Below are 25,855 nucleotides of genomic sequence, written 5' to 3'. Positions count from 1 at the left end.
CATATACTTTAAGTACAATATATTACCAGATGGAGCAGCCATGCCCGGAATAAAAATACACGGTGATGATCATTTCATGAGGGGTGCTGTAATGTTTTTTGACGCGGCAGTCGGTGCTTACCTTAACAAGCATCAGGAGCGGCCCGATCTCAAGTTTGCCCTTTTGCGTGATATGCGCGCCGCCGACAATCTGTTTCTTACAGATGTTCGCATGGCCAATCCAGCTAAAGGCGTTAAGCATCATGAAATCGAACTGGCAGGTTTTCAAAGCAGTGGCAGGCCCGTATGTTTCAAGATTCGAATGGATGAAAGCATGAAGATGACTGGATTTGCCAAAAAAAACCTGGAGAACATGTCCGACAATACTAAGGAAATGGTCAAGAGCATACAAGAGGAAATGGGTCTGGTGGCGCGAGGCCCTGCTTTGAAATAAGAGCATTCATGACGGGTATTACTGATAAGCCAACAGTTCATTAATAAAGGCCTGATGTCCCGTCTCGTTATTGATGATAAACCAGGCCCGACTGTAGCCAGGGTCGGTATAGCTGGCGGAGTCATTAATCAGCGCCTGCAGTTCGTTCTCTTTATGTAAATTCATAAAAACCTGTTTGATAATGGATTGCAGATGCAGGTTTTGCCTGACGGTCGGGCTTTCGTTTTTGTAGTGCTGCAAAAGCGATGACTGCACATCCAGCTCAGGATAGTTTTGCCATAAAAAGCGATGCAGCATCAGATGAAAAACAGTATAGGTGAAATCAGTCAGGGGATAAGCCTCTCGATCGGCTGAAGAAAAATACCGGGCAGCGTTCACGATAAAAGGAAAACTAAACGATCCCTTCTTTTGACATAAAATCAAACCAACATGAATGTTTTGGTGATTCTCTTCGAGGGCCTTACCAAATATCGCGACTACCTGTTCCAGTAATTCCGGGCCATTGTCTGCCCAGAACTGTTGAAATTCAGGTATTTTTTTATACATGGCCTGCTGCATGTCGCTGGTGACTGGCTTTTCATCATTGCAGTCAAAATAATCCATGGCCATACCGTATTCAAAATTCAACGCGGGATAGTGGAGACCGGGAGCGGAAAACGTCTGGGTGCACAAAAGAAGCAGACTCGCTTTGACCATGTTCCTCATCAGATATAACTCCCTGTTGTTAGCAGCGTTTAAAGCGAAGTTATTGTGTAGGGTTTAACAGGCAAAGTCAAAACAGCAGACACCCGGATTCGCAGAGCATAATCTGGGCATGGATTTACATTGTTTTGTCTTCCCCGCACAGGCGGGGACCATGGTCAAATCTGGCTCGGGGCCAGCTTCAGGTAGATTCCCGCCTGTGCGGGAATGACAGACCGGAGTTTTTGTCCTGTACAGAGATGCAGTTACAGTGAAAACACCTTGTTAATCGACAGCGACAGCTCCTGCGCAACCAGGCGTTGCGTGCTGTTATATGTAACCCGGCCAGTGTTAAGCCCACCGTTTACCGCAGGGTTGAAATACGTTGTATGACGGTTCGAATAATGACCTGTTTCCGCATAAGTGTAGTGCAGTTTCAGGAACCATGATGGGTTCAGATAGTAAGCCGCACCAGCCTGTGCCGCACCAGCCCACATCCACTGAGTATGAGAATACCCAGGTGCACTGCCAATATACAGAGCCGACAATTCATCTGACGCCGCGCCAACCTGCCGCTTAGTCTGGAACAAGGACGGGCCAAAGCCTGCATAAACAAAGCCGTTGGTAAATGAATGGCCCAGTATGGCAGGCATCATCAGAACTGAGTCAACGCTGGTTTTCACGCCGCTGAAACGTATATCGTTGCTGAGAGCAATGTTGGGATTACTCACCGTAATGTGTGCACCACGCGCATCGCCACTGGCTTTTTCTTCGATACCGGAATATTGATAGGCCAGCTCAAGTCCCCACAGCCAGTTACTGTTCTGGATGTGTTCAAAATAACCAATCTGAGCTTCAGGTGAAAAAACCTGCTGCGTTCGTGCGTAATTTCCTGTACGTCCTCTGAACGTACCGAGAGGTGGGAATCCAGACACGGCGCTCAGGCGCGCTGAGGTACTGGTCTCCACCCGCGTGGAATTGTATGCGCCACCAAGACCGGCATAAAAGCCTGTCAGATTGACAGGCTCAGAGGCTATCGGCCCCATTGTGCCTGCAAAGGCAAAAGACATGACGCTCGACAGGCTCAAAGCAGACAAACGCAATCCGATGTGTTGCATGGTAACTCTCCATAAAAATTCAGTAAAACAGCAGCGTATATACACTGCTGTTTCACTAATGTCACCTTAATAATAACAATTATTCAAATTATCATTGGTGCAGTTACAGCTGCCAGAAAATGTGATCTGCTGCGCGCTGTTGATGGAGGCTATCTTACTGGTGCAGGAGGGATTTCCCCTGATGGTGATGGTGGCTCCGGGGAAAACCAGATACTCAGGCCACGGTGCGTCTGCCAGAGGCCCGGCAATCCCGTTACTTTTAAGCTGGATGCTGGCATCTTCTTTTGTGACCGGGTTTTTCTGGCTGATGATAAGCGTATAAGGATGCCCAAACCCGACTATCGTCATCAGCGCACCTTTACTGTAGCCCTGACATCCATGATTCGCTGTCGGAGAATAACGGGTGTTCGGCAATAAGGCGGTATTATTGGGTCCCTTTAAATTACAGTTACTGTCAAACATGCCATAGTAATTTTCCATGCTGGTACCACCAGGAACCTTGGCCGGCTCATCGTAGGCTTCAAACACCAGCAGACCGCTGTTATTGCCCGGCACACGCACAAATTTATACAGGTCTGTCAGGTACGTGGCCTCGTTTGCGATGCTGGGCTTACAGTTATTACCACAGGCATAGCCGGGGTTGGTTGTTCCAGCCGATGCCCATCCTGACTCGGCCATCAAGACCGGGCGTGGCGGCACGTAATAACTCTGCTGACTGACCTGGTAATAGTCCCAGCCTATTGAGTTAAGTGTTGAACCACTGCTGACCGTTTCTACCGACTGGGCAACGGGAACCCCCCATTGGAAGGGGTAAGGATCAAAACCCAGTGGTGCCGTAGGTGAATAACTGTTAACCAGAGTGGTGATATCGCTTGAAGGAGGTGCTACCAAATCCCCGCTGACCAGCGCCGAGCTCACCGGAATAGTGGGAACAACAGTCTGTAATGCAGAAACCGCCTGGGTTAGATAGGCAATGTTGCTCCCACCTCCCGGCCCACAGGTATCACAGTAGTTTTCGTGACCGGCCAGCACCAGGGTTACGGTGCTGTTGAATGTTGACTGGCCTACGTTAGTGATCACGGTATTTAAAAGTGCCGTAGCAGCATTGATATCGGCTGTGCTGCCGTTTTGAGGTATCACTGCTTCATACACCACCTTCATGCCTAGAGTGTGCGCCTGGTTGATGATGTCTATCCAGGAGTAATCGGTGGTCTGGTAAGAGCGAACCGTGTTAAAACCCGCCGCCTTTAATTGCGACAGCTCTGCGTACACGTTGGTAACTGCCTGTTTTTTGCTGTTCATTCCAACGTAAAAAACGTTATGAAAATTAAAGGCATTGTTGGTCGGATAATGGTTTGGCTGATAATCCACTCCAATTAATCCCCTCCAGGACGTAGCCGCGAGTGATGAGGTGGCAGGTAACAGAGATATAACCAGCGCTGATAACACCGACTTATTCAGCAACTTCCTTGCATTGAGGCTTTTCATTGAGCGCACCTTAATTAAAAGTATGAGTAATTGTTCCGACCATCCTGCGCGTTGGCAAAATAATCCCCTGAACCTGAAAAATCATACGGTATTTTTTTGCTGATTCCTATTATGGTTCAAGATGAGGTACAATCGCCGGTTAATATGATGTGACTACCCAGTTGAATGACCGCCATGCCCTTGCCAGACAACACCGCCAGTATTTATATCGCCAAACCCGAGTTCATCAGCGAGCTTTGCAGCGAACTGCAGGGGAAAACCCACGTTGAGCAGGACATGGTGTTTTCATCCCAGCCAGATACTCAGGCCTGTTTTGCTCTGGATGTCTGGCAGGAACCACAGATTGTTTCGTTTCAATCCATTTCTGAGGCGGTGAAAATTCTGCGCCAGGCTGGAAAATACTGGTATCTCCACCCCCTCAATCAAGTGAGACGCTCCCGCCTGATTGAAGAGCAGCTGAGACGGCCCCCTTCCCTGATGACCCACTTTACGAGGGATATACAGGTTCCAGACATTGGCGGTTTCTGCCTGCTGGATCAAAATACCCTGATTTACAGCACGCATCGGCAAAAGAAATGGCCGGACGGCAAAAGCTTTTTTATTGAAGACAAAGTCAACCCTCCCAACCGGGCCTATCTCAAGTTATGGGAAGCCTTGTTTTTGCTGGATAAGTATCCTGGTGCAGGTGACAGCGCGCTGGATCTGGGCGCCTCGCCGGGAGGATGGACCTATGTGATGCAGTCGCTCGGCGCACGTGTCACCGCCGTCGATAAAGCGCCGCTCAACCCCGATATTGCCAGCCTGCCCGGCGTCACAAGCCTGCAGCAAAGTGCATTTTCAATAGAGCCGGACAAGCTGGACGAAGCTTACGACTGGGTTCTTTCAGACGTGGCCTGTTACCCGGATCGCGCCTACGCGCTTATTCTGAAATGGATTAAATCCGCCAAAGCAAGACACATGATTTTTACCATTAAACTGCAGGGCAAGACAGATTTGGAAACCATCCGCCAGTTTCAGTCAATTCCAGACTCGCGCATTGTGAATATGTTTTACAACAAGCACGAAGCAACGTTTTTTTATACATCCTGACAGAATGGCATTGATAATGCGCATAAAGGCAGGCTGGGCCTTGGCCCAACCTACGGCTCCTACGCCCACCCTGCTGATCTAGATTGACTGTGATGGATTTGAAGTCGCCTCTTTCAACGCCGACAAGGCTGTAGCCACGGGTGGCAGCTTATTAAACAGGCTCATTCCTCCAGCAAACCAGCGTGAAGGGGCAGACGCTGTGCCAGCTACGTGCGAAGGCAAGGGGGGCTCAGGAACTTCTACTACCGTATCTGGCTGCTCCTCTGTACCGCTCTCACTGCTGCTTGCCTGGCTGTATTGCTGCATGGGCTCCAGCTTATATTTATTCAGGAACTCCCCCACAGAATACTTACTGTTCTTTTCAACCAGCTCGCAAAGCTCGTTAAACAATCCCTGATTTGATTTCCGGACTGTGACCAGTAACTGGCAGAGCAGCTTTTGATTAACCGATACCTTATCGTCAGCCACGGCAATCTGCTCAAATAAAGACGCGCCTGATCTCGTAACATTCAGATCTTGTCTTAACATAATGTCGCGCTGATCTTCCTGCGAAAAGCGTTTGAACTCGTCAAGAAATGACTTGATGGAGTGCGCTTTCCTTTCAAACAGGGCAGCCCATAACAGCCTCGACAGCGATAAACGCAGTATGTTGTTGAAGTGCTTCTGTTGTTGCGAATCCAGACTGGCGGCGAAGACAGCTGAAACACCAGTGTTGCCAGCCTCAAGTATGCCACTTATCAGTCTGGGAAGATGAGTTTGCCTTGACTCGGCATCCAGCGCCTGCATGGCCGGCAACAATACAGGATAATTTCCTTGAAAATTGCGCATCAGTCTGGGGCCATACTCGGTCTTTAACCATGCCTTTTCCATGATTTTATTGATAAGCGGACTCAATAAATCCAGTAGGCCAGGTTGTGTGAAATTAAGATTCTCAAGTAAGGAAAGAACAGTGTTTTCAAAAGTCCGAGTCAGTATAACGGATTGTCTCTCCTCCAGAGATATCAGCGCTTCAATCACCGGCTTGATAAACAGCCAGCGATCCCTTGATGGAACCTCCTGCTGAAGAAATACCTGCCGGATAACATCCAGCAGCAAAGAATGACCTGCGTGCTGCCTCAGCTCAATCACCCTTTGCAGAACCGGCATGATCAGAGCGGGCTGATTCAGAACAGCGACACTCAAAGGGCACAAACCATCGCGATGTGCCAGCAGCTTTTGCCTGTCTGTTTCGCCTAAATGATCAAAATAGCTCAGTAAAGGATCCACCATGTCGGGATGGTGATGAATCGCTGTATCAAGCAGCCTGAGTCTTGATGCCTTGAACAGGTGACTTATCAGTGGCTGATTCAGTTTATTTTCCAGTCCATAAATCAGTGTCAGAAGACCCATGGTCATTGCAGACTGGTGATAAATGGCCGTAGCCAGCAACAGGCGTGCCTGGTCTGACTCCGTCTCAGTTATCTGCCGAACCTCAGCTGGGTGATCCTCTGCCAGATGCTGTAATCGCTGCAGCAAAGCCTCACCTGTTTCCGCCGTTTTTTCAAAGGCAAGATGGCAGATAGCAGCCTTGTTCTGCGCCAGAAACCTGATTTGATCCGCTTCCGTCAGGCGATCAGATAACGGGAGTAAGAGACAGGCCAGTTCTGGCTTGTTTTTGAATGCGAACTCATGCGGATTGACACCCTTCTTATCCATCAGTACAAGTGCATCATAGAGATCTGTCGGTTGCAGCAACTCGTAGACGGCCATGACCTGAGACAATGTGTCGACCCGCTCCTGCACGGCGTACATCAGATACGTATGACAGAGCTTGTCCTGATCGGTCAGACACTGCCGGAGGAAGGCATAAATAACATTGGCTACACGGTCTGAGATCTCAGGCTTCACCTGCGCATTAATGCCGAGAGCGGCAAAAAGACTGGGTATATCAGACAGTTCGCGCCGCTCTATTCTGTCGACAACCTGACGAATGAATTCAACATTCTGCTCACCTGACGAGGGCAATTGCAGTGACGACAGTAACTGTCGTTTTGCGTAATTAAGAACGCTGTCGTTTAGTATCTCTATGGTCATGGGCATGGGAATTGATCCTTCTTATTATTATAAAAATCAGCAGCCTTGTTGATTGTAAACCACGCTTTAAAAAGTGCACTTAATAGACTCGGTAAGCTTCTCATCCGCGCTCTTTTTTCTGGCCTGTTTTTCTTCTGCGGAGGATGTGGTGCTAATGACAGATCTGCTCGCCTCTCTGGATTGGTCTCTTGTGTCTTCACCTCGCCTGCTATCGAGTTTTCTAAACATACTGAACATGGCTGACTCCTGATATTTCGGTTAAATCGAGCGGATTGTATCACATGTGAACAATAGCACTCCATTTATTTTTCCAGCATAAAGTCCGTTTCCGCCTGAAATAAATCAGCGTGATGACCAAAATATTCAGCAACCGACTGGAACCGTTGAATAAAATGCTCGCGGTCCTCTTTTGTCAGCTCGCTCAGTTCCTTTGAGAAGGAATGAAAATGACGATTAATGACCGTGATATTGTTTTTTGAAGCCAGAATAATATCCGCATAAAGCTCCGGAGACTGTGAAAACATTCGCCCTACAATGGCCAGCTCGAGACGGTAAATGGGTGAGCTGAATTTCATCAGCATATCCAGGTCAGCCTGCTCATCCAACAAAAAGCTGCCATAGACAAAAGTGATGAAATGCCGCAGAGCCTGAATGTAAGCCATGGATTTATCATGCTCCACGGCCTTGCAGACCTCCACACGGCAACCCCATATCCGAATCTGCCTGATGAGCCATTCGTATTCGGAAGCCAGGCGGCCATCACATTGAACGATGAGCTGTTTGACAAAGGTTTTAACGCCAGGGCCAAACATCGGGTGCAGGCCCAGAACCGGGCCGGAATGCGTCTGCAGCATGGCCTGCAGGGGTTTTTCCTTGATACTGGTTAAATCAGCCAGAATACAGGACTCAGGCAGCTTTGGCAGTTTGCTGATGACCTCCAGGGTCAGCGCGATAGGCACCGAGACAAGCACCAGGGCGGCATCCGCAAAACGCATCGCGTCATAGGGTTCGTCTTCCTTTTCTATAACATCAACCGTATATCCCGACAGCTCGAATTGCCTGCATAACATGCGCCCCATTTTACCCCGACCACCGAGAACAACGATTTTACCGGCGTCTGGCTTTACCTGAGAATAGCCAGAGCCCAGCTCATTTTCATAGGATTCCTGAATCAGACGCTTGAGAATGTCTTCAAAGAAATCCGGAGAAATATGTCGTGCAATCGCCATTTGACGATGATGAGCAATCATGTTGGCTTCGCGCTCAGCATCGTGCAAAGACAGACCCTCCATGGATTTAAGTTCACCAACCTGACTGACCAGTTTCAACCGCTGCTCAATTAAATCCAACAGTTGTCTGTCGATTGCATCTATTTCGCTGCGAAGCTGGAGTAGCTTTGTGTTCATATCCCACCCTGTTATTTCATATAGTCATGACACATGGCTAAAACACCCTCTGTTGTTTCCCAGCTCATGCAGGAATCCGTAACAGAAACACCGTATTTCATCTCGTGCTTTGGAATGGTACTGCTCTGATTCCCTTCATAAAGGTTGGATTCCAGCATGATTCCAATGATGGATTCATTCCCATCACGTCGTTGTTTCAGAACATGTTCAGCAACAAGCGGCTGTTGACGGTGATCTTTTTTTGAGTTTTCATGGCTGCAATCAACAATTATGGATGGCATTTGATTTTGAGCCTCCATGGCATGTACAGCCTCTCTGATGCTGGTTTCATCATAATTAGGCTGACTGCCACCCCGCAAAATAAGATGCCCATCCAGATTTCCCCTGGTGGTCAGCAGGACAACCTGACCGCGTTGATTAATCCCCATAAACACCTGAGATTTAGACGCGGCCTTGATTCCATTCAGAGCAGCCGTAACACTTCCATCTGTTCCGTTTTTGAAACCGACCGGCATAGACAACCCGGAAGCCATTTCCCGATGCGTTTGCGATTCGGACGTTCTGGCACCGATAGCCGACCATGAAATGAATTCAGAAATATATTGAGGACTGATGGGATCCAGCGCCTCGGTACCCAGGGGCAATCCCATTTCCGCCAGTGATTTCAATAATGAGCGAGCCTTGCGTAAGCCGTACTCAATATCGAAGCTGCCATCAAGATGCGGATCGTTGATATACCCTTTCCACCCTATGGTTGTTCGAGGTTTTTCAAAATAGGAGCGCATCACGATGTTGAGGGTTTTGGCGTACTTTTTCCTGAGTGCGGCCAGACGTTCGGCATAATCCAGGGCCCCTTTGATATCGTGAATAGAACAAGGTCCACAAATAACCAGTAATCGTTTATCTTTTTGTTGAATAATTCTCGATATTTCCAGCCGATCCAGACAGATGGCTTCCTTCAGTTTATCTGACAGATTGATTTCTTTTTTAATTTGCTCTGGAGTGCTCAAGGCCTGCTCAGAAATAATATTGATGTTGTCCAGGACAGAAAATCTAAACATGGGAATTACCTCCGGCAAAATAAAATGCGCCCCGATTTTGATTTATTTTTGAGCATGTTTTCTGAGTATAGACGGCCTGAAAATTTTTGCCGGACACAGGCATCAAAAACCATTGAGATTTTGATCGACTCTTACCCCAGGTTAAACGTCAGTTTTAACGATACCGAATCTCTGACTCCGGTATTGACTCCATCGATACGATGCCTGGCATTACTGATATGAATATTTTGCTGCTGAATGAACGCATGCGCGTAGCTGGCATCAATAGAAAGATTTTGACCGAGCGTGTAACCACTGGATAAACCAGCGATAACCGTATCACCGTTGCTGAGTTGCTCACGTGGGTTTCCGGGTGACTGGCTAAAAGTGCCGGCCCCACGAATAACCCATTCCGGGGTCATTCGATACTGACCGCCCAGGGTCAGCAGCCATGCGTTATGCAAATGATAAGGGACCGTGGCATTAAGAATCAGCGCTTGCGTACCCACTTCGCTGGCAATGCCACGAATGGTAATCTGTTTAAAAATATCCCATTGCAGATACTGCGCAGTTCCCGTCAGACCCAGCTTCGGGCTAAGGATATGATTAATGGAAAACACCGTCCTTGCCGGCGTCCAGAATTGAAAGCCGTACTGCCTTGATACAACGTCTCTACTGCCTTCAAAGACGCTTTTTCCGTTGAGCCGATAGGTGATGGCGCTGCGATAATTCAATCCCATAATGGTTGATGACGAGGGTTTGATCAGCATACCAACATCCCCTCCCACCCCGCCGCCACGGCTGTCATTGCGACTCTGGCTGTCAGGAATATTCAGCTCAGGAAAACCGGTCAGAGGTCTCAGAAGAATATCAGCCCAGGTGAGATTGATGGCCGCCCCCAGGGACAGATAGTCATTGACTTTAACCCCCACCGCCGGCACCAGATCCACGCTGTGCACACGGCTGCCACTTTGGTCGTAACGCAGGACAGAATTCTCCTCAATGTTTTTGTTAAACGAGTTGGCAACGATGGCCAGACCAAGACTCACCGTATTACTTAATGGTCGTCCCCAATAACCCGAGGGTAAAAAATAATTCGATTTGGAATTGGCTATCCCCGTCTGGGTAAAACCGGTGCCTGCACGAATAGTACGGCCTGAAAAACTGCCATGAGACTCAGCAAACGATTCGAGCGCTATAATTTGAGTGTTTTTTAACAGGGTTAATGCTGCCGGATTAAAATACGCCGCTGTCGCATCATTCACAACGGCGGCACCGATTGTTGACTCAATAAAGGAAGCATTTACGCTGCATGAACTCAATAAAAAACCCGCAAATACAAGAGACTGGCACGCTTTAATGACCGCTTTCGTTTCATCCATAAATCAATCGGCTCCGGGTGTGTTTTCAACAGTATTCCATTATGCCACATTACTGTCGTGGAAGCGCCTGCAAATCCTGCTTGACACCACGAGGTACAACGGTAATTATTCCTTTGTTTTTGAAGAAACAGTCATATTTCGATTTTTTAATTCCGATGCAGTGATCAGGTGGTAACAATCATGGGCGACAATACTTATCAATACAGTCTGCTTGGCAAGACTATCGTCTCCGTTCTCAGGGACATAAAGACAATCAAGGCAAAATATCCCCGGCAGCGGAACGAGAGCATGGAAACCAGACATGCCCGAAAAATCATGGCCATGTTCAAAACCATGCTGACAGAAATGCACAGGAATGTTCTACCTGAGTTCGACGAGCAGGCGATTCCCAGTGTATTTGGCATGATAGCCATCGCGCGCAAAATCCACTCACTCAGTCAGCTCAAATCTGTGACCCAGAGTCGAAAATATCTGTTGCTTCAGTCCGCACAGAGCCTGATTAAAAAAACTCTGAAACAGAGCTACCCTTCCAGCAGTTCGTCCACTTCTTCAGTAACCGACAGGATTATCCATAAATTACAGTCGCATAAAGACCAGGTGTCTGCCAGGGCCAAAAAAGTTCCCGGCCCCGATATGGAAAGCCTGCTGACGCGTCTGATACACCAGATACGCTCCCTCGAGCTGGATAATCAGAGCAACCTGAGCGATTCCGACGTCATAGACGGCCTGTTAAAAAAACTACAGGATGGATTTTTTGATTGCGGCGATAATCTGCCTTATACCCATGAGGTCCGGATTTCCCACCCAATGACCTTCGAGCTGCTGAACAGCCTCCTTCAGCATCTGGGTGAACTGCCACCGGAACTTGAGCGTGTTATTCCCTTTTTCAACCCCGATGTTTTGACCCATCATCTCCAGTCCGAAAGACTGAAATCTGTTCTGGCCAAACTGGGATATATTATTGATATCCAGCGTCTGGAAAGCCATGATCCACAGCAGACATCCTATCGATATGCCATACAATCGGCCTCTGGCCCGAAGACCGTAAATTTTCAGTACGTTTACAATCGACTGCCTCAGGATATTCTAAGGGAAATTGAAGTCTGGTTCCGCGAGTATCCAGAAGCGGAAGAAGTTGTATACCAAAAAAAACATGCCTGCGTTTTGAAGGCATTTCACGAGGCTGAGCTGGAAGATATTGGCACTCGCCTGGGCCGTCATATGACGGCCGTCGATCACTATCCGCCCCTTTATTCCCCAGATACGGAAGTTTATGTTCAAAACCTGCAGGCCGAGCGGAGTCGGCGACAGAAACTGGCCGAAGAAAACCTCAGCCTGTGTCAGCTCATCGAAGAAAAGCGTAATGCCGTTCAAACGAAGCTGGTGCGGGATTTATTGCTTGACCATGCCGGGATGAGCGAAGGAATGGAGGCGGAATATGGCCAGTTTCTATTACCCTCGGTAATTTTTGTTGAACAGAGCGGCTCGGATACTTTGTCCATAACGCCAGTCAAAAACCATCTGACGCATTACGCAGAAGCCTCTCTGCAGACACTGGCACAGCTTGCACAGTGTAATCGGAATGAATGGACTGACCTCGATAAACGCCTGGAGATGGCGATAACGCTCTGGAAAGATAAGGTTAAGCTCGCGCGCCAGACCAACATTCAGCAACTTCATGACACCCTGGAAATACAGCAGGAACGGATTATAGAAATTGATCAAAATCAGGCTAATAATGCTCGAAATCAGGTCATATCCATCGATGAGATACGGACTCAGCTCAGCATTGTGGATGACTTGATTGACAAGCTGGCTCAAGTGTCACTGACCTTAAATGATCTGGCTCAGCATGCCGACCAGGAAACGCAGCTGCCAGAAGCCGTTGTCGCACATGATGCGGAAAAAAACCTGCAGAACGAGCTGATGCAATTCACTCATCAAGTGGACAGCCGCATTGGTCTGCTTCTGCAGCACTGCGATGCCTCGCACACAGCCCTGCTGCGAACCCGGGAGTTTTGGCAGAATCGCCTGCAAAGGGCTGAGGCGGACGAAGCGTTTTATCGCAGCATGCAATCCGCCGCACCCGATAAACTGGAGGAGCTGCAGCGGGAACAGGAAGCGCATTTGAATCGTCTTCGCACGGAACAGGATACGCTGAAAGCAGAATCTCTTTTGATTAACGATAAAATTAAATCGCAGCTGACGGTGATCGATAAGCTGACGGCTGCCGAAAGCGACCTGACCGAGCGTATCCGTGCACTGCAACCCCAGATAGTAAGCCGGCAGGAAGACGTAACAGTGGCTCAAACAGCCCTTGCCGCTATGCTGTCAGGCACAGGAGATGAACAGGTCGAGTCGCTGCAGAGCCTGCCTGAGCACCCGGATAAGCTAATCCGTCTGCTTGGCCAGGTTCTCGACATGCTCCAGGACGAAACCCAGATACCGTTTCAGGGCATCGATACATTCCTCAGGGAAAACGGACGGGAACTGGCCTGCGCGCATTTTGATGCGTTGCTGTCTATGATCGGTCTTGATGCAACGGGCCCTCAGCGTTCAGCCAGCTCATCTTCCAGCTCCAGCTCCTCTTCCAGCTCCTCTGAAGCGCATGGCATTGACTGGAAAGAGTTTCAAAGCCGGCAGGACTCACGCCTTAGGATCCGCCCATCAAAAGACGAATATCAGCAGGCTCTCAGCCAGTTGCGCGCTCACATTGTCCATAAACAGAGGGCGCTTGAGCAGAAAATTGATCTCAAGCAGAAAAAAATCAGTCTGGACGAGGCAAGACAAGGTCTGGCTGACGTACTGGCCGCCAGCGAGGGGCTGCAAAATGACAGGCTCTGCAACGAAAAGCAACGGTGCTCAGCGGTAAAACTGTATAATGAGCTGATCAGTCAACAAAAGGAAATGAAGCGACGCAACAAAATCATCCCCACGGAAACCAGCGAAACCGTGGGTAATATCCAGGCATTAATGCGTTTGCGGTCCTTACTCAAAGACAGTGAAACCCTGCAAAACGAGCTAACGACAACAGCAGACGACCCACAGGATTTTATCAATGCCCCGTCCTTACCCGATACCTTCATCTCATTTAACGACAGGCTAGAGAGCCTGTCCACTCAGCTGCAGTCGCTGACCGAACACGTGTCCGGCCTGACGCAGGCAAATGCATGGGAACAAAGACTGGCAACAATATCCCCCCTGCTGTCAAACATTAAAGATCAAATTACACAGCAAATACAAAGTAAAATACACTCGAGCAATACGCTTATCCGCGATGAGCTGGCTGCTCTGGCGTCAAGCCTCAATGCAATAGGACGAGAACAGGCTGAGACTGACGCTCCTTCTCTATTGCTGATTAACCAGTGGCTGACTGCCATGCGGCCCATACCGGCTGCTCTGCAGCAACAATCCCTGCTGATTCAGAATCTGAACAGCGCGCTGACCAGCCTGCATGTTTCTACAAATGACCAGGTCATACAGGACATGAATAACTCCGTGCAGGAATTGCAGGCTTTGAGCCTCAACCTCTCAGAGCAAATTCTGGCGAGACGCGCTCAGGCCCTATGCCAGCTCGACAACGTCTGCGAAGCGCGGGAAACCCAGCTGAGCGCCTTGAATTATGAAGAGACGTTGATGGCTCGAGACCGGATTGCTGCTGCTCTGGAGAGTATTAGTCACGATATAGCGGCGTTTTCTCCAGATGAACATCTGGATCTGTTCAGCAACGAGCATACTCAGGCCCTCAAGGCACGGCAGCAGGCCATTCGGAATCGCCTGGCGCTGCAACAAAATATTTATAGCGCGCTGTTGCAGCGCATCCAGGCCCGCGAGGCCTGTGTGCAGGCATTCCGCGAATCGCTGGAAGCGTACAGCACGAATAGACATCATAGCTATCGCTTTAAAGACAGTCTGTTTTCATCCGATCGCCGACAGCGGGAAACATTTATAGCTGGCTTGATAGATGACATGAATCAATACGCGGCGTCGGGAAATAATCAGACCGTACTGGCAAGGATTGCAACAGGACTCCGGCAGTTTCCGGGCATCAATCTATCGAGCCTTCTTAACGATCTGGCTTCCCATATTCATGACATAGACAGGCATATTCCGCTGGATTATCAGTCCATCATGCCCTTAGAACCTGAGCACGCCGATCTGGTGTACAGTTTACAACGATTGATCTTTGAGCCGGATACACATAATTACACAATGAGACAGATCCAGAGCATTCTCGCTCTGAATACTCAGATTAACATGCTTCGTGTCTTTGGCATGGAGCTGGAAGACGACGATCCCAGCTCCAATGCCGTAACAGAGCTTGTCGAACAGATCCAGGCAGATTTGGCGCGTTTTGTGTTGAAACATCGTGATGCCGGGCCTACGGAAGCGGAGCTTGAACAGTTCAAGACACAGTTTACCCAGCGAATACACAGCCGGGATGCGCTTCTGCATCAGAACAATGCCAGACTGGGCATGATAATCGGCAACCTGCTGGCCGGCATTTTCAGCCTGGGCCTGGCTCTGCTCGGACGGGTGGTTTACTCCAAAATAGCCTGTGGCCATGTGCGGCTGTTTTTTGATAAAAGCGATGGACAACAACACCTGGAGCAAATCGAGGAACATATGAATAACCTGCGAACCGCACCAGCAGCCTGACCCGATAGCCCCGGTCAGGCCGGGGCCTCTTACCCAGACAAATGCTGTTCCTGACTTCCCCACGCACTGACTTGATTTTCTGCACTGCCAGCGTATCGCGGATTTTTGTTTCAATATGACATGATTTAGAAAATAAAATATGGTACAAATAAAGCACTCCATGATACAATTCGTGCAATTACGTGCGATAAAGACAGGTATATGTTTCCCGATAATCACAGCATAACGGCTATAGACCACGAAATCACAGACTCCGAAGCATGGTGTAGACAAGACACGGTGTGGATGCTCAGCCTTTATGGCACAGCAATCGGTGCAGGTACTCTGTTTCTTCCAATCAACGCCGGCATCAGCGGTATCTGGCCTCTGTTGATTATGGCAGTTATCGCCTTTCCCATGACCTATTTTTCCCACCGCGCACTATGCCGCTTTGTACTCTCCGGCTCAGGTAAAAACGATATTACCGACGTGGTAGACGAACACTTTGGCAGCAAAGCCGGGCAGTTGATCACCTGGCTGTATTTTTTCGCCATATATCCTATCCTGCTGATGTACAGTGTGGCCATTACCAACACCACAAACAGCTTTCTTGTTAACCAGCTTGGCATACCAGCCCCACCCCGTGCCCTGCTGTCCATCGCCCTAATCCTGGGCCTGATGGCAATCGTTCATTACGGTCAGGAACTGATCGTTAAATCCATGAGTATGCTGGTCTATCCTTTCGTCATTATCCTGATGTTGCTTGCCCTCTATCTCATTCCCTACTGGAATACCGCGATTTTCCACCAGCCACTGGTGGCCGGCACACCCGGTACTCACCACGGTCTGCTCATGACTCTGTGGCTGCTGGTTCCCGTGATGGTTTTTTCCTTCAACCACTCGCCCATTATTTCGTCTTTCGCCGTGGATCAAAAAGTCCGCTATGGGCATCTGGCAGACAGGAAAAGCACGTCGATTATGAAATACAGCCAGATCATGATGGTAGGTACGGTGATGTTTTTTGTGTTCAGCTGCGTTTTCAGCCTGTCGCCCGCTGATTTGGTGATTGCTAAACAGCAGAATATTTCCATATTATCGTATCTTGCCAATCACTTCAGAACCCCGGTTATCGCTTATGTGGCACCTTTTATTGCCTTCATCGCTATCGCCAAATCATTTCTGGGGCATTACCTTGGTGCCCGGGAAGGTCTGCACGGTCTCCTGGCTAAATCCCTGCAGAGACGGAAAAAAACAAGTCTTGTCAGCGGCAAGCTGCTGCATCATCTTATTGAGGTATTTATCATCATCACCTGCTGGATCATAGCAACCGTGAATCCAGGTATTTTAAGCATGATAGAAGTACTGGGCGGCCCTGTTATTGCCATCATTCTGTTTTTGATGCCAATGTATGCCATAGCCAGAGTTCCGGCCTTGCAGAAGTACCGGGGTCTGCGCGGCAATGTCTTTGTACTGTTTATGGGCATCATAGCCTTGTCCGCTACCTTATATGGTTTAGCGGGTTAAAGCGGGTATTGCAAACCTGAGCTATACTTTTCTACAGGAGATCCTGTGGAGAAGAATCATGCCTGCGACAGATAAAAAAGAAAAATCCGTAAGTATGAAAGAGTGGCATCATTATTATCAGGAAATAATACGGTGTATGCCCAACCTGGTCTATGTACTTGACAAAGATTGCGTACTCACCGCCTGCAATGAGCAGGTTCTCAGACTTCTTGGTATTGAAGAGATAACAGACCTGAAAGGAACCTTTTATTCACGCCTGATCCACCACACGGGCTATTCCGAAACCCGGATCAATGGCTTGAAACGGGACGACATTAACGCCCTGCTCTCGGGCGAAAATCAAATTAATGTTATCGAACCACCCGTTGTTGATTCCGAAGGCAATATCATCTATTACTCAGCGCAACGCTCCGTTCTGCGTGATAAAGACGGACACCTCAGAGGTATGGTCGTGGTACTGACGGACATCACCGAGCGAAAAAAACTGGATGAGCAACTTGAAAAAATCCGCGAGAAACTGCAGGAATTTAATAAACTGGATGGTAAAAGCCTGTCTCAGCCGCCAGCGGCTCTTCGCTCAAAACAGACGCCACCTAAAATCCTGATGGTCGAAGACAATTTACTGGCTCAAAAAGCGGCACAATCATTGTTGTTGCAGCTGGACTGTCTGGTTGACGTCGCCGATTCCAGCGATGAGGCCATTAAGCTGTTCAAGCCTGGCAAATATGACCTGGTGTTCATGGACATAGGTCTGCAGGACAGCTCAGGCTATCTGGTGTCGAAAAAAATCCGTCAGCTTGAGAGTAAAACAAGCCACCGTGTTCCAATCATCGCTCTCACAGGCTATGAAGCTGATGTGGTTAAAGTGGACTGTAATGAATATTTTATGGAAGGTGCTATCACCAAGCCCTTATCCAGCGAACAGGCCAAACAGATCATCGAGCGTTATGTGCACCACATTGATATTCCCGTCCGCGGTTTAAAAAGCGCCGAAGAGAGTACAACAGGTAAGTTGAGATAATTGCCAGGCTCATGAGAGATAAAGCAAAGGAATAATCTTTTGGTTTGCTTCCGGGAAATCGTATCGCTCCAGCTCATCGAGCGTAACCCAACGCAGGCTGGTCTGCGCTTCACGGCAAACCGGCGAGCCGGTAAATCCAGTCACCTGCCACACATGCAGCGTAACCTGCCTTGTGGGATAGACGTGCTCAATATCCGTTAAAAAGCGCATATCCTGCACATCCAGGCCTACTTCTTCCATAATCTCCCGCTTTAAGGCGTCAGCCGGGAGCTCCCCCGTCTCCAGTTTTCCACCCGGAAACTCCCATTTGCCGCCATGATCCGCATGCGCAGGTCGTTGCGTCAGCAGAACGCGCCCTTCCGCATCGTATATGACGGCAACCGCTACTCTCACGTCAGGCTGCCGTGGCAGCTCTTGTATTTTTTACCCGAACCACAGGGGCAGGGGTCATTACGACCAATTTTCTGCTCAACGCGACGAAATGTTGCGGGCGCATTCAGTTCGGACTGCTCACTGCCTTCATTCTCTTCGTCTTCATGCAGAAATTCCATATTCTGAATCTGACTGGCACGGCGTTGGGCCTCAACGGCATTAACGTCATCTTCGTTTTGAATCTGTACTGAAGTCAGCAGCCTGACCACATCATATTTCAAGGTATCCAGCATGTTTGTGAAAAGAGCAAATGCTTCACGCTTGTATTCCTGCTTTGGATCTTTCTGAGCGTAGCCACGCAGATGAATGCCCTGACGCAGGTAGTCCATGGAAGCCAGATGCTCGCGCCAGTGATTATCCATAGTCTGCAAAATCACTGATTTTTCAAACTGGGCGATCACTTCACGCCCGGCCTGTTGCTCTTTTTCCCTGTAAACAGCTTCGCACATGGCGTAAACACGATCACGAATCTGCTCTGGTTGAATGTGATGATCCTCCTCGACCCATTGCGCCAGGTCGGCCTTAAGCTGAAAATCTTCCTGCAATATCTGAGTCAGTCCAGCTAGGTCCCATTGTTCTTCCAGACTCTGTGGGGGAATGTAGGAATCTACCAGGCCATGGATGACCTCTTCACGCATTGACGCAACGACCTCCGCCGGATCGTCCATTCCCATGATGGCGGCACGCTGCGTATAAATAACCTTACGCTGATTATTGGCTACGTTATCATAATCCAGCAGTTGCTTACGCACATCGAAATGATGACCTTCCAGCTTACGCTGCGCGTTTTCAATCGCCTTGGTCACCAGGCTGTGTTCGATAGGCTCACCAGGTTTCATACCCAGGCGACGCATCATCGACGCAACACGCTCCGAGGCAAAAATACGCATCAGATTGTCTTCCAGAGACAGGTAGAAGCGGCTGCTGCCAACGTCGCCCTGACGACCGGCACGGCCACGCAGCTGGTTATCAATCCGGCGTGACTCATGGCGTTCGGAACCGATGATGCGTAAACCACCCGCCTTTAACACCTCATCATGACGTTTCTGCCATTCGTCTTTCGCCTGTCTGCGTTCTGCTTCCGTGGCGTCCTCGCCCAGGGCAGCCAGCACAGCGCTCAGACTGCCGCCCAGCACGATATCCGTTCCTCGGCCAGCCATGTTGGTCGCAATCGTTACCACACCCGGACGACCGGCTTCCGCAATAATATGAGCTTCCTTTTCATGAAACTTGGCGTTCAATACCTGGTGTTTCATATGAATTTTGTTCAGCAGACTGCTGACCAGTTCAGAAGCTTCGATTGACGCCGTTCCGACCAGAACGGGTTGACCACGTTTAACACAGTCGCGTATATCTTCAATAATGGCCTGATATTTATCCTCCTGAGTCAGATACACCAGATCTGCTTCGTCTTTACGCAACATCTGTTTATTGGTAGGAATCACCACCACTTCGAGATTATAAATCTGCTGGAATTCGTACGCTTCCGTATCAGCGGTTCCGGTCATGCCAGACAGTTTGTTGTATAAACGGAAAAAATTCTGGAAGGTGATGGAAGCCAGTGTCTGGTTTTCGTGTTGAATGGCAACCCCTTCCTTGGCTTCGATGGCCTGGTGCAGACCTTCAGACCAGCGCCGGCCTGACATGGTACGACCGGTGTGCTCGTCTACGATAACAACCTGTTTGTCTTTGACGATGTAATCCACATCACGATGAAACATCGTATGCGCGCGCAGTGCGGCGTTAACGTGATGCATCAGCATGATGTTACTGGCATGGTACAGACTCTCGCCTTCATCGAGAATACCCGCTTCCGCCAGCAGCTCTTCAACGCGTTGATGCCCTTTTTCGGTCAGGTGTGCCTGCTTTTGCTTTTCATCGATGGTGTAATCACCTTCATCCCCTTCCGCTTCCTGTTTTTTCAGCAAGGGGATCAGTCTGTTAACCTTCAGGTACAGCTCCGAACTGCCTTCCGCTGCGCCGGATATAATCAGAGGCGTGCGCGCTTCATCGATGAGGATGGAGTCAACCTCGTCGATAATGGCAAAATTCAGTTCGCGCTGAACCTTATCATTCAGGCTGAAGGCCATATTGTCCCGCAGGTAATCAAAACCAAATTCGTTATTGGTTCCGTACACGATGTCTGCTGCGTAGGCTTCTTTTTTAGCGCCGTGCGGCATATCGGAGAGAATCACCCCGACCTTTAAACCCAGAAACTCAAAAATCGGTTTCATCCAGCTGCTGTCGCGTTTAGCCAGATAATCGTTGACGGTGACGACATGCACGCCCCGGCCACTGACGGCATTCAGGTAGGCAGGCAGGGTCGCAACCAGTGTTTTACCCTCCCCGGTGCGCATCTCGGCAATATCACCCTCATGCAGAACCATACCACCGATCAGCTGCACGTCGAAATGACGCAGACCCAGTGTACGTACGGAGACTTCACGTACCACAGCAAAGGCCTCAGGCAGTATGTCGTCGAGAGATTCTCCCTGCGTCAGCCGGGCACGAAATGCCATGGTTTTAGCGGCCAGATCCTCGTCAGACAGAGCCTGCATCGCCGGTTCAAACGCGTTAATGGCATCAACAACTTTTTCCATACGGCGTAAAGTACGTTCGTTGCGACTACCAAACATTCTTTTGATCAATGTATTCAGCATGTCCCTGAGTATCCTCTAAATTAGGCTTTCAAAGCTGCCTAATTTACTAGAAATTGCAATAAATTACCACGCATTATCAGCGTAATCCTGCTCTTCCACTAAAATAAAGTGTCTGTCTGTGAGGTGTTAACGATTGCTGTAAAATCCTATGCCCAAAAAATAGATATAAACACCAGTAGATTGTCAATAATCCTTGATGTACAATCCTGTGTACTGACGATAGAATTTTGTCAGTATCTGGACAGTGTGATTTAACAAGAATAAGGAAGTTATGATGAATAGTGTTGATACACCCATTACTCAGACAGTAAAGCAGGAGCAGGGTTTGCAGGACCTGGTTTACAGCCTCGTAACACGCTTTCTTGCCGAAAACAAAGGCAAATCGATTGACTATCTATACGACATGATTCTCGCTGAAGTGGAACCACCTCTGTTACAGGCCGTTATGGAAAAACGACGTGGCAACCAGCTGCAGGCAGCGAAAATGCTGGGCATCAGCCGTGGTACCATCAGAAAGAAACTGCAACGTTATTTTGGTACAAAATACTTCCGCCTGACGGACGAATAATATTATTCTTTTTTGAAAAAGGCTCGCCGCGGCGAGCCTTTTTTATTGTGCGCTTATGCGGACAGCAGAAGCCTGTTAACACGGCTGACGAAATCGGCGGGATTGTCCAGTTGACCACCCTCAGCCAGTACAGCCTGTTCGAATAAAACAACCACCCATTCGGAAAACTGATTATCATCTTCCATGGCATGCAGGCGCTTAATCAAGGCATGCTGAGGATTGATTTCGAAAACCGGCTTGCTTCCCGGCAGTTGTTGCCCAGCCGCCTGCAGGATACGCTGCATTTCAAGTCCCATATCGTTTTCATCAGCAACGACACAGGCCGGGGAATCAGTCAGGCGATTCGTAATGGCAACGTCCTTCACTTTTTCACCCAGCACGTCTTTGATTTGCTTGAGCATGGGAGCCATGGTTTCTTCCTGAGCCTTACTTTCCTCATCGTCACCTGCTTCAATATCGACTTTACCCTTGCTGATGGATTGCAGCTTTTTACCTTCAAATTCACTGAGGTAACCGACAAGCCATTCATCAATGCGATCGCTCAGCAGCAACACTTCTATCCCTTTCTTTTTGAAAATTTCAAGGTGAGGGCTGTTTTTGGCTGCGTTATAGCTGGATGCGGTGATGTAATAAATTTTATCCTGAGTTTCTGGCATACGGGATACGTAATCGGCGAGACTTGTGATTTGTTTGTCTGAACCGTTATGAGTAGACGCAAAACGCAGCAGTCTGGCAATGGCTTCACGATTGGCAAAGTCCTCAACCGGTCCCTCTTTCATGACAAGGCCAAATTCATTCCAGAAACGCTGATAGGCCTCGGGATCCTGGCTCAGTTTTTCCAGCATGGATAAGACACGCTTGGTGCTGGCAGCCTTGATGGATTCGACCTGCTTGTTGTCCTGCAGAATTTCACGCGATACGTTCAGCGGTAAATCGCTGGCATCGATGATTCCTTTGATAAAGCGCAGATAGCGTGGCAGAAACTGTACGGCGTCATCAAGAATAAAAACGCGTTTAACATAGAGTTTCAGACCATGCCTGGATTCCTGCTGCCACATATCAAACGGGGCATGTCCGGGTACATACAACAGACTGATGTAATCCTGTTTGCCTTCGACGTGGTTGTGCGACCAGACAAGCGGATCCTGATAATCGTGAGAGATATGCTTGTACAGGGCCTTGTATTCGTCATCGCTGATTTCGGATTTTTGCAGGGTCCAGAGCGCCGTTGCCTTATTGACCGTTTCGAACTCATCCGCGGCTTTGCTGTCAGCTTCTTTTTCATCATCGGTATCTTTGGCTTTTTTCATTACGATTGGCCAGCAGATGTGATCGGAATATTTGCTGATGATGCTGCGCAGGCGCCAGTCGCTCAGGTATTCATCTTCGTCAGCCTTCAGATGCAGAGTAATTTCTGTGCCACGCTCAGCACGTTTTTCCTGAGCGATAGTGAATTCGCCATCACCAGTAGATTGCCAGACAATACCTTCGTCGGCAGCCAGACCGGCACGGCGGCTTTTAACCGTCACTTTATCGGCTACAATAAAGGCTGAGTAAAAACCAACACCAAACTGACCAATCAGTTGTGAGTCCTTGCTGTTTTCGCTGCCCAGCTGACTGAGAAACTCTTTGGTACCGGACTTGGCAATCGTTCCGAGATTTTCGATGGCCTCATCCCAGCTCATACCAATACCATTGTCTTTGATGGTGATGGTTTTCAGTTTTTCATTGGATTCAATCACGATACGCAGATCGGTATCCCCTTCGTACAAAGACGAATTGGCCAAAGCAAGGAAGCGCAGTTTGTCCAGAGCATCGGAGGCATTGGATATCAGTTCCCGAAGAAAAATTTCTTTATTGCTGTAAAGTGAATGCACAACCAAATGAAGCATTTGCTTCACCTCGGTTTGAAACCCCATGGTTTGTTTCTTGCTCGACATGTAACTTTCTCCAATAGAACAGTTAAAATAAAAAAATTGTGACGGTATGGTATCCGCAGTTACAACTGATATCGGGGCAAAAATCAAAAATTCAAGGGGGAATTTAATTATTGTTCGGTCTGGGTACGGTGCCAGGTACCATGCCAACTCGTGGCCTTTGCATATAAAAGGTAATCGTGTCACTCAGGTTCAAGACATTGCCATCCGTATCAATCACCTGAACCGCTATTGTATGCGTGCCTCTGTCAATTTCGTTCAGGGCAAATAATTTGCCTGTCTGCGGTGCTCCTATGGGTTTGTCGTCAAAAAGAATCTGCAGCTTATCGCCAGCTCTCAGCTCTGGCTCAATATTAATGATAATCGGGACGTAGCCTTGATTATTGCGAATGGTGGCATCTTGGGCAGGCTGGGTAATGGCAACAACGGTGTATTCGGGCTCGGGATCGCTTTCCACAGCCGGTGAAGCGGTATCAGCTGGTGGGGTCGCTGTCGGCGTAGAAAATGGCTGGCTGCCGGGTAAATTCAGGATTTGCGAGCCGGGATGTGGTCTGTCACTGAAATGCACAACACCATTACTGTCCGTCCAACGGTACACCTGTGCCACACTGGTGTTGACGAGGCTCAGGAAAATCAGCAACACTGCGCATCGATTCATTTATTTTTCCACAAAAAAACACGTGACAGGTCTGTTGACAAGTATAGTATAGTCTGCACTTTATTTTGACAGATAAAAACATTGCGACCGACTTGGTGTAGGGTGGGCAAAGGAGCAAAGCGACGTGCCCACCATGGTTGAGCGCTGTGCCAATGCTTGGTGGGCACGTCGCTTTGCTCCTTTGCCCACCCTGCCTCTGTATTTAATGTTGATAAGGCACTGTGCCACAGAGCTGCTTCATATCGACCATTACAGACTGTAATATAACTCAAACTCGGCGGGATGAATCAGCTGTCTGATGCGTTTTACTTCCTCTTTTCGCAAGTTAATATAACTGGCAATAAAGTCCTTGCTGAACACGTCTCCCTGTAACAGGAAGTCATGATCAAGCTCCAGATGCGCCAGCGCCTCTTCCAGAGAACCACAGACTGTAGGTACGTCAACCAGTTCTTCCGGAGGCAGGTCATACAGATCCTTGTCAATCGGCTGACCTGGATGAGTTTTTTTCTGAATACCATCAAGACCCGCCATCATCATGGCAGAAAAAGCAAGATAAGGATTGGCCATGGCGTCAGGGAAACGCACTTCAATACGACGCCCCTTGGGATTGGTGACGTGTGGAATACGAATCGCAGCCGAGCGGTTACAGGCTGAGTAAGCCAGCATAACAGGCGCCTCAAAGCCAGGCACCAGACGCTTGTAACTGTTGGTGGCCGGATTGGTAAAGGCATTCAGGGCGCGTGCATGCTTGATGATACCGCCTATGTAATAAAGAGCCAGTTCGGACAGACCAGCGTAATGATCGCCCGTAAACAGATTGACGCCATCTTTTGCCAGCGACTGGTGGCAGTGCATGCCGTTACCATTGTCGCCAACCAGAGGCTTAGGCATAAAGGTTGCTGTTTTGCCATAGTTATGAGCCACGTTGTGAATAACGTATTTCAGCAATTGCAGCTGATCGGCTTTTTTCACCAGACTGTCAAAACGGGTCGCGACCTCGCACTGGTTGCCTGTGGCAACTTCATGATGATGCGCTTCCACAACGATACCGAGCGATTCCAGCGTCAGGCAGATGGCTGAGCGGATATCCTGCGATGAGTCAATTGGAGGAACGGGGAAATAACCACCCTTCACACCAGGACGATGACCGGTATTACCACCCGCATATTCCTTACCGGAATTCCAGTGTGCTTCTTCGGAGTCGATTTTGTAAAAAGCGCCGTTCATCTGGGTGTCCCAGCGCACGTCATCAAATAAAAAGAACTCTGGCTCCGGGCCAAAATAAGCAGTGTCGGCGATGCCGGTAGAACGCAGATAGGTTTCAGCGCGGAAGGCAATGGAGCGTGGATCGCGATCATAGCCCATCATGGTCTGTGGATTGACAACATTACATTGTAGAATCAGGGTATTATCCTGATAGAAGGGATCGAGAAGCAGGCTGCTGCAATCAGGAACCAAAGCCAAATCGGATTGGTGTATTTTCTGCCAGCCGGTGATAGACGAACCATCAAACATTTTTCCGTTGACGATAAAGTCCTCATCCACCGCAGATGGAGGAATCGTGATGTGATGAACCTGACCGCGTGTGTCCGTGAAACGTAAATCAATAAATTTTGCATCGTGCTCTTTTATTGCAGCTAATACGGCTTCTGTACTCATTCTTCTCTCCCGATTGTCAAAACAGCAAGAAACTGGCTCAGCGAGTTT

Annotated in this window: 18 protein-coding genes; 6 read left to right on the top strand and 12 right to left on the bottom strand. The window is 48.8% G+C overall.

Going from position 1 to position 25,855, the window contains the following annotated elements; genetic code table 11:
- The first annotated feature begins 40 nt into the window (after nucleotides 1-40).
- Nucleotides 41-433 (top strand): hypothetical protein, encoded by a 393-nt coding sequence (locus ACQUTA_RS03300; RefSeq protein WP_444986776.1) that lies wholly within the window; start codon nucleotides 41-43, stop codon nucleotides 431-433.
- 18 nt (nucleotides 434-451) lie between these two features.
- Here the strand turns inward: ACQUTA_RS03300 and ACQUTA_RS03295 are convergent, their stop codons facing one another.
- The 3 genes from ACQUTA_RS03295 to ACQUTA_RS03285 form a co-directional block, all read right to left on the bottom strand.
- Nucleotides 452-1,138: a hypothetical protein gene (locus ACQUTA_RS03295; protein WP_444986775.1), complete on the bottom strand. Its 687-nt coding sequence runs from the start codon at nucleotides 1,136-1,138 to the stop codon at nucleotides 452-454.
- A gap of 242 nt (nucleotides 1,139-1,380) precedes the next feature.
- Nucleotides 1,381-2,232, bottom strand: a complete 852-nt coding sequence (locus ACQUTA_RS03290) for an outer membrane protein (RefSeq protein ID WP_444986774.1) — start codon at nucleotides 2,230-2,232, stop codon at nucleotides 1,381-1,383.
- Between the two features lie 66 nt (nucleotides 2,233-2,298).
- A complete protein-coding gene (locus ACQUTA_RS03285; protein WP_444986773.1) occupies nucleotides 2,299-3,720 on the bottom strand; it encodes a glycoside hydrolase family 17 protein in 1,422 nt (473 codons plus the stop codon).
- Between the two features lie 174 nt (nucleotides 3,721-3,894).
- Between ACQUTA_RS03285 and ACQUTA_RS03280 the strand changes: the two genes are divergently transcribed.
- On the top strand, nucleotides 3,895-4,809 hold the full coding sequence (locus tag ACQUTA_RS03280; RefSeq protein ID WP_444986772.1) for an SAM-dependent methyltransferase: 915 nt from the start codon (nucleotides 3,895-3,897) through the stop codon (nucleotides 4,807-4,809).
- 78 nt (nucleotides 4,810-4,887) lie between these two features.
- Here ACQUTA_RS03280 and ACQUTA_RS03275 read toward each other — a convergent pair whose 3' ends face one another.
- The 4 genes from ACQUTA_RS03275 to ACQUTA_RS03260 form a co-directional block, all read right to left on the bottom strand.
- Complete coding sequence (locus tag ACQUTA_RS03275; RefSeq protein WP_444986771.1) at nucleotides 4,888-6,888, bottom strand: hypothetical protein; 2,001 nt, start codon at nucleotides 6,886-6,888, stop codon at nucleotides 4,888-4,890.
- Nucleotides 6,889-7,184: 296 nt separating this feature from the next.
- On the bottom strand, nucleotides 7,185-8,288 hold the full coding sequence (gene tyrA, locus ACQUTA_RS03270; protein WP_444986770.1) for a bifunctional chorismate mutase/prephenate dehydrogenase: 1,104 nt from the start codon (nucleotides 8,286-8,288) through the stop codon (nucleotides 7,185-7,187).
- Nucleotides 8,289-8,299: 11 nt separating this feature from the next.
- Nucleotides 8,300-9,349 (bottom strand): 3-deoxy-7-phosphoheptulonate synthase, encoded by a 1,050-nt coding sequence (locus ACQUTA_RS03265; protein ID WP_444986769.1) that lies wholly within the window; start codon nucleotides 9,347-9,349, stop codon nucleotides 8,300-8,302.
- A gap of 131 nt (nucleotides 9,350-9,480) precedes the next feature.
- Nucleotides 9,481-10,710 carry an OmpP1/FadL family transporter gene (locus ACQUTA_RS03260; protein WP_444986768.1) on the bottom strand — a complete coding sequence of 410 codons (1,230 nt, stop codon included), beginning with the start codon at nucleotides 10,708-10,710 and terminating at the stop codon, nucleotides 9,481-9,483.
- 180 nt (nucleotides 10,711-10,890) lie between these two features.
- Here ACQUTA_RS03260 and ACQUTA_RS03255 point away from each other — a divergent pair, with 180 nt between their 5' ends.
- The 3 genes from ACQUTA_RS03255 (at nucleotide 10,891) to ACQUTA_RS03245 (ending at nucleotide 17,893) form a co-directional block, all read left to right on the top strand.
- Nucleotides 10,891-15,369 (top strand): hypothetical protein, encoded by a 4,479-nt coding sequence (locus ACQUTA_RS03255; RefSeq protein WP_444986767.1) that lies wholly within the window; start codon nucleotides 10,891-10,893, stop codon nucleotides 15,367-15,369.
- A gap of 201 nt (nucleotides 15,370-15,570) precedes the next feature.
- Entirely contained in the window at nucleotides 15,571-16,872 is a 1,302-nt protein-coding gene (locus ACQUTA_RS03250; RefSeq protein WP_444986766.1) for a serine/threonine transporter, read from the top strand.
- 58 nt (nucleotides 16,873-16,930) lie between these two features.
- On the top strand, nucleotides 16,931-17,893 hold the full coding sequence (locus tag ACQUTA_RS03245) for an ATP-binding response regulator (protein WP_444986765.1): 963 nt from the start codon (nucleotides 16,931-16,933) through the stop codon (nucleotides 17,891-17,893).
- Nucleotides 17,894-17,902: 9 nt separating this feature from the next.
- Here ACQUTA_RS03245 and mutT read toward each other — a convergent pair whose 3' ends face one another.
- Together mutT and secA are read right to left on the bottom strand one after the other, a co-directional pair.
- Entirely contained in the window at nucleotides 17,903-18,286 is a 384-nt protein-coding gene (gene mutT / locus ACQUTA_RS03240) for an 8-oxo-dGTP diphosphatase MutT (protein ID WP_444986764.1), read from the bottom strand.
- Nucleotides 18,283-20,985 carry a preprotein translocase subunit SecA gene (gene secA / locus ACQUTA_RS03235; protein WP_444986762.1) on the bottom strand — a complete coding sequence of 901 codons (2,703 nt, stop codon included), beginning with the start codon at nucleotides 20,983-20,985 and terminating at the stop codon, nucleotides 18,283-18,285. Before secA ends, mutT begins: the two co-directional genes overlap by 4 nt.
- Nucleotides 20,986-21,256: 271 nt before the next feature.
- Between secA and ACQUTA_RS03230 the strand changes: the two genes are divergently transcribed.
- The gene (locus tag ACQUTA_RS03230) at nucleotides 21,257-21,553 is read left to right on the top strand and encodes a helix-turn-helix domain-containing protein (RefSeq protein ID WP_444986761.1); all 297 of its coding nucleotides are present in this window, start codon (nucleotides 21,257-21,259) and stop codon (nucleotides 21,551-21,553) included.
- Nucleotides 21,554-21,606: 53 nt separating this feature from the next.
- Here ACQUTA_RS03230 and htpG read toward each other — a convergent pair whose 3' ends face one another.
- The 3 genes from htpG to glnA all read right to left on the bottom strand — a co-directional run bounded on the left by htpG (nucleotide 21,607) and on the right by glnA (nucleotide 25,807).
- On the bottom strand, nucleotides 21,607-23,493 hold the full coding sequence (gene htpG / locus ACQUTA_RS03225; RefSeq protein WP_444986760.1) for a molecular chaperone HtpG: 1,887 nt from the start codon (nucleotides 23,491-23,493) through the stop codon (nucleotides 21,607-21,609).
- Nucleotides 23,494-23,596: 103 nt separating this feature from the next.
- Nucleotides 23,597-24,148 (bottom strand): DUF4124 domain-containing protein, encoded by a 552-nt coding sequence (locus ACQUTA_RS03220; RefSeq protein WP_444986759.1) that lies wholly within the window; start codon nucleotides 24,146-24,148, stop codon nucleotides 23,597-23,599.
- 249 nt (nucleotides 24,149-24,397) lie between these two features.
- Complete coding sequence (gene glnA / locus ACQUTA_RS03215) at nucleotides 24,398-25,807, bottom strand: type I glutamate--ammonia ligase (RefSeq protein ID WP_444986758.1); 1,410 nt, start codon at nucleotides 25,805-25,807, stop codon at nucleotides 24,398-24,400.
- Nucleotides 25,808-25,855 lie beyond the last annotated feature (48 nt).

Source organism: Legionella navarrensis (assembly GCF_052527415.1).
This window is presented reverse-complemented; position numbering and strand designations above follow the sequence as displayed.

Bases quoted from the DNA above. Each gene is read 5' to 3' on its own strand.
- ACQUTA_RS03300 (WP_444986776.1), top strand. From the start codon at position 41: ATGCCCGGAATAAAAATACACGGTGATGATCATTTCATGAGGGGTGCT.
- ACQUTA_RS03295 (WP_444986775.1), bottom strand. From the start codon at position 1,138: ATGAGGAACATGGTCAAAGCGAGTCTGCTTCTTTTGTGCACCCAGACG.
- ACQUTA_RS03290 (WP_444986774.1), bottom strand. From the start codon at position 2,232: ATGCAACACATCGGATTGCGTTTGTCTGCTTTGAGCCTGTCGAGCGTC.
- ACQUTA_RS03285 (WP_444986773.1), bottom strand. From the start codon at position 3,720: ATGAAAAGCCTCAATGCAAGGAAGTTGCTGAATAAGTCGGTGTTATCA.
- ACQUTA_RS03280 (WP_444986772.1), top strand. From the start codon at position 3,895: ATGCCCTTGCCAGACAACACCGCCAGTATTTATATCGCCAAACCCGAG.
- ACQUTA_RS03275 (WP_444986771.1), bottom strand. From the start codon at position 6,888: ATGCCCATGACCATAGAGATACTAAACGACAGCGTTCTTAATTACGCA.
- tyrA (WP_444986770.1), bottom strand. From the start codon at position 8,288: ATGAACACAAAGCTACTCCAGCTTCGCAGCGAAATAGATGCAATCGAC.
- ACQUTA_RS03265 (WP_444986769.1), bottom strand. From the start codon at position 9,349: ATGTTTAGATTTTCTGTCCTGGACAACATCAATATTATTTCTGAGCAG.
- ACQUTA_RS03260 (WP_444986768.1), bottom strand. From the start codon at position 10,710: ATGGATGAAACGAAAGCGGTCATTAAAGCGTGCCAGTCTCTTGTATTT.
- ACQUTA_RS03255 (WP_444986767.1), top strand. From the start codon at position 10,891: ATGGGCGACAATACTTATCAATACAGTCTGCTTGGCAAGACTATCGTC.
- ACQUTA_RS03250 (WP_444986766.1), top strand. From the start codon at position 15,571: ATGTTTCCCGATAATCACAGCATAACGGCTATAGACCACGAAATCACA.
- ACQUTA_RS03245 (WP_444986765.1), top strand. From the start codon at position 16,931: ATGCCTGCGACAGATAAAAAAGAAAAATCCGTAAGTATGAAAGAGTGG.
- secA (WP_444986762.1), bottom strand. From the start codon at position 20,985: ATGCTGAATACATTGATCAAAAGAATGTTTGGTAGTCGCAACGAACGT.
- ACQUTA_RS03230 (WP_444986761.1), top strand. From the start codon at position 21,257: ATGATGAATAGTGTTGATACACCCATTACTCAGACAGTAAAGCAGGAG.
- htpG (WP_444986760.1), bottom strand. From the start codon at position 23,493: ATGTCGAGCAAGAAACAAACCATGGGGTTTCAAACCGAGGTGAAGCAA.
- ACQUTA_RS03220 (WP_444986759.1), bottom strand. From the start codon at position 24,148: ATGAATCGATGCGCAGTGTTGCTGATTTTCCTGAGCCTCGTCAACACC.
- glnA (WP_444986758.1), bottom strand. From the start codon at position 25,807: ATGAGTACAGAAGCCGTATTAGCTGCAATAAAAGAGCACGATGCAAAA.